10 protein-coding genes are annotated in these 6,950 nt (G+C 72.1%); 5 read left to right on the forward strand and 5 right to left on the reverse strand.

Translation table 11 applies throughout. The annotated features are described in order from the left end of the window. Window positions 1–75 precede the first annotated feature (75 nt). Window positions 76–279 carry an antitoxin gene (locus tag TR48_RS24815; protein WP_042371124.1) on the reverse strand — a complete coding sequence of 68 codons (204 nt, stop codon included), beginning with the start codon at window positions 277–279 and terminating at the stop codon, window positions 76–78. Window positions 280–384: 105 nt separating this feature from the next. Here TR48_RS24815 and TR48_RS24820 point away from each other — a divergent pair, with 105 nt between their 5' ends. Both TR48_RS24820 and TR48_RS24825 read left to right on the forward strand, forming a co-directional pair. Continuing rightward, window positions 385–591: a hypothetical protein gene (locus tag TR48_RS24820; RefSeq protein ID WP_042371125.1), complete on the forward strand. Its 207-nt coding sequence runs from the start codon at window positions 385–387 to the stop codon at window positions 589–591. Window positions 592–733: 142 nt separating this feature from the next. After that, a complete protein-coding gene (locus tag TR48_RS24825) occupies window positions 734–1,291 on the forward strand; it encodes an EF-hand domain-containing protein (RefSeq protein WP_042371127.1) in 558 nt (185 codons plus the stop codon). A 57-nt stretch (window positions 1,292–1,348) separates the two neighbouring features. On the opposite strand, the gene TR48_RS24830 is transcribed toward TR48_RS24825, so the two are convergent. Then, complete coding sequence (locus TR48_RS24830) at window positions 1,349–2,572, reverse strand: saccharopine dehydrogenase family protein (protein ID WP_042371130.1); 1,224 nt, start codon at window positions 2,570–2,572, stop codon at window positions 1,349–1,351. Between the two features lie 132 nt (window positions 2,573–2,704). Here TR48_RS24830 and TR48_RS24835 point away from each other — a divergent pair, with 132 nt between their 5' ends. Next, a complete protein-coding gene (locus TR48_RS24835) occupies window positions 2,705–3,409 on the forward strand; it encodes a TetR/AcrR family transcriptional regulator (RefSeq protein WP_042371131.1) in 705 nt (234 codons plus the stop codon). A gap of 200 nt (window positions 3,410–3,609) precedes the next feature. On the opposite strand, the gene TR48_RS24840 is transcribed toward TR48_RS24835, so the two are convergent. Then, complete coding sequence (locus TR48_RS24840; RefSeq protein WP_042371133.1) at window positions 3,610–3,933, reverse strand: hypothetical protein; 324 nt, start codon at window positions 3,931–3,933, stop codon at window positions 3,610–3,612. Window positions 3,934–4,022: 89 nt separating this feature from the next. On the opposite strand from TR48_RS24840, the gene TR48_RS24845 reads away from it, so the two are divergent. After that, a complete protein-coding gene (locus TR48_RS24845) occupies window positions 4,023–4,253 on the forward strand; it encodes a hypothetical protein (RefSeq protein WP_042371135.1) in 231 nt (76 codons plus the stop codon). A 7-nt stretch (window positions 4,254–4,260) separates the two neighbouring features. Here the strand turns inward: TR48_RS24845 and TR48_RS24850 are convergent, their stop codons facing one another. Beyond that, window positions 4,261–5,676, reverse strand: a complete 1,416-nt coding sequence (locus tag TR48_RS24850) for a sugar porter family MFS transporter (protein WP_042371218.1) — start codon at window positions 5,674–5,676, stop codon at window positions 4,261–4,263. A 152-nt stretch (window positions 5,677–5,828) separates the two neighbouring features. After that, window positions 5,829–6,455 carry an FMN-binding negative transcriptional regulator gene (locus tag TR48_RS24855; protein WP_042371137.1) on the reverse strand — a complete coding sequence of 209 codons (627 nt, stop codon included), beginning with the start codon at window positions 6,453–6,455 and terminating at the stop codon, window positions 5,829–5,831. A gap of 81 nt (window positions 6,456–6,536) precedes the next feature. On the opposite strand from TR48_RS24855, the gene TR48_RS24860 reads away from it, so the two are divergent. Next, window positions 6,537–6,950 (forward strand): GntR family transcriptional regulator (locus TR48_RS24860; protein WP_152628167.1); only part of this gene is annotated, 414 nt, incomplete at its 3' end.

Raw genomic sequence — 6,950 nt, forward strand, 5'->3', positions numbered from 1 at the left:
GGGCCGGCCGACCAGCGCGGAGCCCCGCACCCTCGGGGCGTCGGACACCGGGGTGCGGGGCTCGGTCGTGCGTCGTCAGGCTGGGGGGTTACCGTCCGCCGGGGGCGTCTGGTCGTCGACGCCGAGTTGCTTCTTGGCCTGTTCCTGGGCCGTGTCGACCTGGCCGGCGTACTTGCCGCCGCTCCTCTCGTCGATCAGGTCGCCGGCCTTGTCCACGCCCTTCGAGGCCTGGCTCTCGTGGCCCTTGAGCATGCCCTTGACCTTGTCGAGAACGCTCATGGTGGAAACTCTCCTCCCGGATGTGCGGTCCTCCCACCTTGCGTCGAGTGGGGGGACCCCGCCACTCGGGTGGCGGCGTGACCAGCCGCGACGCACCCTGTGCTCATGAGCGAAACAGAGCCTCCGGTGCAGGTCGGACCGTATGCGGACGACCATCAGTACCGGCTGATCTCCTTCTACGGAGCGCATCACGTCCCGATGTCGCGGCGTGAGTTCGAGGAGCGGATGGAGGAGGACTATCCGGGCGAGGATCCGTACGACAGCGAGCTGGTCGCCTGGTTCGATCATCCCGGGCAGTGGCCGGGCGAGTGACGCCCGTCCGAGGACGCGGCCTGGGGTTCAGAGCGCGATGTGCCCGCCCGGGGCGAGGCGTCCGGGGGAGGCCGACGCGCGTCGGCTATCATGTCCGTGTTCAGACAAGTGCTTCCGACGGACCGGCAGCGAAGGGCGCAGCGTGAGCCAGGACTTCCTCGACGCCAAGATCGGCTGGGGCTTCGACCACCTCGACGCGGACGGGGACGGGTGCCTCACCGAGGCCGACCACCGGAGCATGGGCCGCTCCGTCGCGGCCTCCCTCGGGCATCCGGCCGGGAGCGCCGAGGAGGCGCGGATCATCGACGCCTATCTCGCCATCTGGCGTGACCTGCACGCGCCGCACCTGCTCGACGGCGTCGACGCGATCACGCGGGAGCAGTTCGTGGGCTCCACCGGCTCGCTGGCCGACCAGCCGGCCGCCGCGCGGGTGCTCCTCGGCGGGCTCGCCTTCGCCTTCCTGGCCATCGCCGACGAGGACGGCGACGGACGGGTCGAGCCGGAGGAGTTCTTCCTCTTCCAGCGCGGCCACTTCGCCGGCTTCACCCGCGAGCAGGCGCGCGAGGCCTTCGCGAAGCTTGACCGCGACGGGGACGGGAGCCTGGACGCGGACGAGTTCGTCGCCGCCATCGTCGAGTTCTGGACCAGCACCGACCCGGCCGCGCCGGGCAACTGGTGGGCGGGCGAGCCCCGCTTCTGAGGGCCCGCCCGAACCACTGGCCGCGTCACCGCCGGCTGCGTCAACGGCGCAGGAGGCTCACTGCTCGCGCAGGCCCCACGGGGAGCCGTACTCCGTCAGCAGGTCCAGGAACGGGCGGGGCGGGAACGCCTCGGGGCCGAGCACGCCCTGCCCCGACCAGACACCCGTCGCCAGCAGCTCCAGGGCGACGACCGGGTTGATCGCCGTCTGCCAGACCACCGCCTGCGAGCCGTATTCGCGCATCGACCACTGGTTGTCGACCACGTGGTAGAGGTACACCTCGCGCGGGGCGCCGTCCTTGGCGCCCTTGACCCAGGTCCCGGCGCAGGTCTTGCCGTGCATGAGCTCGCCGAGCGTCGCCGGGTCCGGCAGCGCCGCGGCGACCACGTCGCGCGGGGAGACCTCGACCGGGCCGTTCGCCGAGCGGACGGTGATCGGCTCGGTGCGGTCGAGCCCCAACGCGTGCAGGGTCTTGAGCTTCGCGATGAAGTCCTCACCGAGCCCGTACTTGAAGGTGACCCGCTTCGCGTCCACCCAGCGGGGGACCAGCAGCACCTCCTCGTGCTCGACGTTGACGCACTCCACCGGGCCGATGCCCTCGGGGAAGTCGAAGACCTCCGGCTCGCTGAACGGCGGCGTGGTGAACCAGCCCCGGTCCGCCTCGTAGACGATGGGCGGGTTCAGGCACTCCTCGATGGTGGTCCAGATACTGAACGAGGGCGCGAACTCGTAGCCGTCGACGGTCAGGTTGGCGCCGTCGCGGACGCCGATCTCCTCGATCTCGTCGAAGAGCTCGTCGGCGGCGTAGCGGGCGAAGACGTCCGAGAGGCCCGGCTCCACGCCCATGCCGACCAGGGCGAGCCGTCCGGCCTTCTCCCACGCCTCGGTGCGGGCGAACTGCTCGTCGCCCAGCTTGACCCCGGTGAGCGCGTGCGGCTGCTCGGGGTGCGGGCGGGACAGGGACATCGCCATGTCCAGGTAGTGCGCGTCGGCGGCGAGCGCCGCCTCGAACAGCGGCATCACGAAACGCGGGTCGGTCGCGTTGAGCAGCACCTCGCAGCGTTCGGCCCGCAGCAGCGCGGCGACGGCCTCCTGGTCGCTCGCGTCGACCCGCGCCGCGCTGAAGCGCGCCGCCTGGTCCGGACCGAGGGCGGCGACCGCCGCCTCGGCGCGGGCGAGGTCGTAGTCGGCGACGACCATGTGGGTCAGGAAGGGACGGCGGGCGGCGATCCGCGTGATCGCGGTGCCGACGCCTCCGGCGCCGACGAGCAGCACACGCATGAGTTCTCCTCGGTGGTTCGGGCGTACAGGGAACAGGGCGGTGGAGCGGCCGCTGACCTGATCAAACGCTGTGGCCCCGACGAACGTCAACCGCGTTGGCATAAGGGTGGCCGACTTGGCTAGTCTGGCCGCATGGCGAAGAACGCGGTCCCCGAGGAGCAGCGGCGGCGGCGCCGGCCCACCAAGCAGGGGACGGTGCTGACCCACGACCTGATCGTGGACACCGCGCTGCGGATGCTGCGCGAGCACGGCGCGCAGGGCTTCACGGCGCGCCGCCTCGGCCTTGCGCTGGGCGCGGACGCCAGCGCGCTCTACCGCTACTTCGCGGGCCTCGACGAGCTCACTCGCGCCATCGCGGACGCGCTGATGCACCGCGCGATGACGGGCTGGGTCCCGACCGGCGAGTGGCGCACGGACCTGCGCGACCTGGGCCTGCGGATCCACGCCGCGTACCTCGCCCACCCCCAGGCGGCCGTGCTGGCGGCGAGCCGCGTCAGCGGTCGCGCGCACGAGATCGCCGCCGACGAGGCCATCCTCGGCGTCCTGCGCGGGGCCGGCTTCGCCGACCCCGCCGCGGTCCGGATCTACCACGTCTTCGTCGACCAGGCCCTGGCCTTCGCGGCCCTGGACGCGGCCTCCCTTGCCCTCCCGGTGGAGGCCCGAGAGGCGGACGAGGCGGTCTGGGACGCGACCTACGCCCGCCTGCCGGCCGAGACGCACCCGCACATCGCCGCCACCTCCCAGCTCCTGGCGGAGCGCATGAATGCGAGCGCCTACCCTGCGGCCCTCGACCTTCTGCTCGCCGCAGCCGCCTCGGAGGCCCCTTCCCACCCCTGAGCCGCACCCCCGCCGACGACCCGCCGCCGGGGGAGTCCGGCTGGGCGAAGGGTCGGCCTCCGGCCGGTGGCACTCGGCAGCGGCCTTCCGTGCGACGGCGCCCGCGGTCCCCGTCGCAGCCCGAGCCCGAGCCCGCGGCTGCGGCTGCGGCTTCCGGCAGGACTCGGCCCGCGGGCGGTTGCCGGCGCCGGGGAGGTGGGTCAGTCCACGGGCTGGGTGGGGGCGCCGGAGAGGGCAGAGCGGAGCGCGTGCTGGGCCGAGTCGAGGTGGCGCTGGGCCGCGGCCAGGCGGGCGGCGTCCGGCTCGTTGAGGTGCCAGCCGATCTCGTGCAGGGCCTCGACGACGCCGCTGAGGGCGCGCAGTGCGGGGCCGTTGGCCGCCATCGTCGCGCGGTCGGTGTTGAGCAGCAGCCAGTTCGACCCGGCGACGAGGTTGGTGAGGTAGATGCGCCGCCGCAGCGGCTCCTCGTCCTCGGGGGTCTCGTGGTGTTCGATTTCCTCGCTGCGGTGTGCGTCGTCGGTCATGACAGCACACCCTAGATCGATCCCGCCACGGAGTGGTGATCTTCCGCGTTCGGCCTTTCCGCGCAGGCGATTTGACGCACACTTGGGACATGGCGCAGACGACTCCCGACCCGGGCAAACCGTACGGCGGCCTGTGGACACCGCCCGAGACCTACCTGGCGCCCGGCTGCAAGGGCGTGGAGCCGGGCGAGTCGCACACCTGCGCCGTCGGGGTCCGCGTGATCGGCGGCAAGCTGCACGGCTGCGAGCACGAGTGCCACGACGTCGAGGTGGCCCGGCTCAAGGACATCTCCCGCCGCTTCGGGGAGATCATCACCTGAACCGGGCTCAGCCCATCTCCTCCAGGGCCTTGCCCTTGGTCTCCCGGATGCAGAAGTAGACGAACGGGATCGACAGCAGCGCGAAGCAGGCGTAGATCACGTACGTCGCCGAGAGGTTCCAGTCGGCCATGGTCGGGAAGCTCACGGTGACCAGCCAGTTGGCGATCCACTGTGCCGAGGCCGCCACCGAGAGCGCCAGCGCGCGGATCTTGTTGGGGAACATCTCGCCCAGCAGGACCCAGACCACCACGCCCCAGGAGAAGGCGAAGCAGAGCACGTAGATGTGGGCCGCGACCAGCGCCACCGTCGCCTGCGTGTTGGCCAGGTGCGCGGAGGTGCCGGTGCCGACGCGGTAGGAGAAGGCCCAGGCGGCCATGCCCAGCGTCACCGCCATGCCGGCCGAGCCGACCAGCGCGAGCGGACGGCGTCCGATCCGGTCGACCAGGACCACGGCGATCACCGTGCCGACGATGTTGACCAGCGAGGTGGACACCGAGATCAGCAGCGAGTTGCTGGCGTTGATGCCGACCGACTGCCACAGCAGCGACGAGTAGTAGAAGATCACGTTGATGCCGACGAACTGCTGGAACACCGAGGCGCCGATGCCGATCCAGACGATCGTCTGCAACCCGGCGCGCCCGCCCAGCAGGTCCTTCATGCGCGGCTTGTGCTCGGTCGCCATGACGTGCTGGATCTCGTTGATCCGCGCGTCGATGTCGGTGCCGGGCGCCTCGACCTCGGCCAGCACCTTCTTGGTGCGCGGCAGGTCGCCGGAGGCGATGAGGTAGCGCGGGGACTCCGGGATGGCGAGCGCGAGCAGGCCGTAGATGAGTGCCGGGACGGTCTCCGCGCCGAGCATCCACTGCCATGCCTGGATGCCTGCGAGGTGGTCGTTGGGGTTGCCACCGGCCGCCTGGTTCAGAGCGTAGTTGACGAGCTGTGAGATGAAGATGCCCAGCACGATCGCGGCCTGCTGGAAGGAGGCCAACCGGCCGCGCATGGCCGGTGGGGCGACCTCGGCGATGTAGGCGGGGGCGACGACGGAGGCGATGCCGATGGCGATGCCGCCGACCACGCGCCAGGCGCCCAGCGTCACGATGTTGGGTGGGAACATGGTGCCGATGCCGCTGGCGGCGAAGAGCACCGCGGCCAGCTCCATCACCCGGATGCGGCCGAGGTGGTCGGCCAGCCAACCGGCGCTGACCGCGCCGACCGCGGAGCCCAGCAGGGCGGCGGACACCACCAGGGAGGTCTCGCCGTTGCCGACGCCGAAGTGGTGCTGGATGCCGGTCACCGCACCGTTGATGACGGCGCTGTCGTAGCCGAAGAGGAACCCGCCCATGGCGGCCGCGGCGGCGATGAAGACGACGTGCCCGAGGTGGCCTTCTGCGGCGGCGGTCGAGGTCGGTCGCGAGCTGGACAGTGGTGGCTCCCGGGGTGCTCGGCGCGGTGATGGTCCGTCTGGGCAGCCTAGGGAGCGCCTCGGGAGAACCGACGCAGGCGGAGCCCGCCCGGTACGACAATCACCCGACCGGCCGAGCCGCTCCCCTCCCGCGGCCGGGCCAGCCGGGCCTGCTAGCCGCGGCGGTCCAGGCGGCCCGCGACGGCGGCGTCCTGGGGGAGGGCGCGTTCGTGCAGGCCCTCCCGGACGCGGGCGGCCAGGGCGTCGTCCTTGTGGTCGTCGTACTTGGCCTTCGCGCGGACCTCGTCGACGTCCAGGCGCAGGCAGCGGATGGCGGAGAGCATCCGGCCGAACGGGGCCTCGCCCGGGACGATCGGCTCCCGCGCGGACCGCGGCTGGAAGCGGGCGTACTGACGGCCGATCAGCTCTGCCTTCTCGACCGGGTCGTCGATCAGGGTGGCGGTGCCGATCAGGTGCACGGAGGTGTAGTAGCTGGTCGGCACGCCGTGGTCCGGGTCGGTCCCGGGCGTGGCCCGCCAGGTGCCGGGGATGAAGGCGTAGTCGTCGGTGACGGCGAGGGTCAGCCGCGGGTTGGCCTCGACTGCCTCCCAGAAGGGGTTGGGCCGGGCGAGGTGAAGAATGACCTGGTCCCCGTCCTCGTGCGTGAAGAGGAAGTGGGTCGGGACCAGGACGGGCGGGCCGCCGTCCACGCCGTTCGCGGCCAGGGTGCCGAAGTCGCGCGTGGCCAGCCACGGCCGCCAGGCGGACTCGTCGGCGTGGTCCCACGGATGGATCAGCATGGCGGCTCCCCTGGCGGCGCGGAGTGGTGGTGGTGGTGGTGGTGGTGGTGCGAGGGTTTGAACTAGTGCATAATTCTCTTTGTGCTAGGAGATTATCGGATCACGGCACGGCGTGCCAGTGACATCGCGGCGGAGATCGAGACGCTCGTGGCCGACGGCGCCCTCGAGCCGGGTGCCGCACTGCCGCCGCTGCGCGACCTCGCCGTCGAGCTCGGCGTGAACCCGAACACCGTCGCGGCCGCCTATCGGATGCTGCGCGAGCGCGGCGTCATCGAGACCGCGGGCCGCCGCGGCAGCCGCGTGCTGCCGCGTCCCGCGCTCACGCCGCGCGACTACGCGGACCTGGAGATCCCCGACGGCGTCACCGACCTCGCCGACGGCAACCCCGACGCGCGGCTGCTGCCCGATCCGGCGCCCGCGCTCGTGGCGGCGGGCCGAGGCCCCGATCCGGCGGCGGGGCGTTACGGCGGGCCGGAGTTCGATCCGGGCCTGCTC

Source organism: Streptacidiphilus neutrinimicus (assembly GCF_000787815.1).
Taxonomy (GTDB): domain Bacteria; phylum Actinomycetota; class Actinomycetes; order Streptomycetales; family Streptomycetaceae; genus Streptacidiphilus; species Streptacidiphilus neutrinimicus.

What these genes read in the sequence shown, in the direction of transcription:
- TR48_RS24835 (WP_042371131.1), top strand. Translation starts at nt 2,705, where the DNA reads ATGGCGAAGAACGCGGTCCCCGAGGAGCAGCGGCGGCGGCGCCGGCCC.
- TR48_RS24830 (WP_042371130.1), bottom strand. Translation starts at nt 2,572, where the DNA reads ATGCGTGTGCTGCTCGTCGGCGCCGGAGGCGTCGGCACCGCGATCACG.
- TR48_RS24840 (WP_042371133.1), bottom strand. Translation starts at nt 3,933, where the DNA reads ATGACCGACGACGCACACCGCAGCGAGGAAATCGAACACCACGAGACC.
- TR48_RS24820 (WP_042371125.1), top strand. Translation starts at nt 385, where the DNA reads ATGAGCGAAACAGAGCCTCCGGTGCAGGTCGGACCGTATGCGGACGAC.
- TR48_RS24815 (WP_042371124.1), bottom strand. Translation starts at nt 279, where the DNA reads ATGAGCGTTCTCGACAAGGTCAAGGGCATGCTCAAGGGCCACGAGAGC.
- TR48_RS24845 (WP_042371135.1), top strand. Translation starts at nt 4,023, where the DNA reads ATGGCGCAGACGACTCCCGACCCGGGCAAACCGTACGGCGGCCTGTGG.
- TR48_RS24855 (WP_042371137.1), bottom strand. Translation starts at nt 6,455, where the DNA reads ATGCTGATCCATCCGTGGGACCACGCCGACGAGTCCGCCTGGCGGCCG.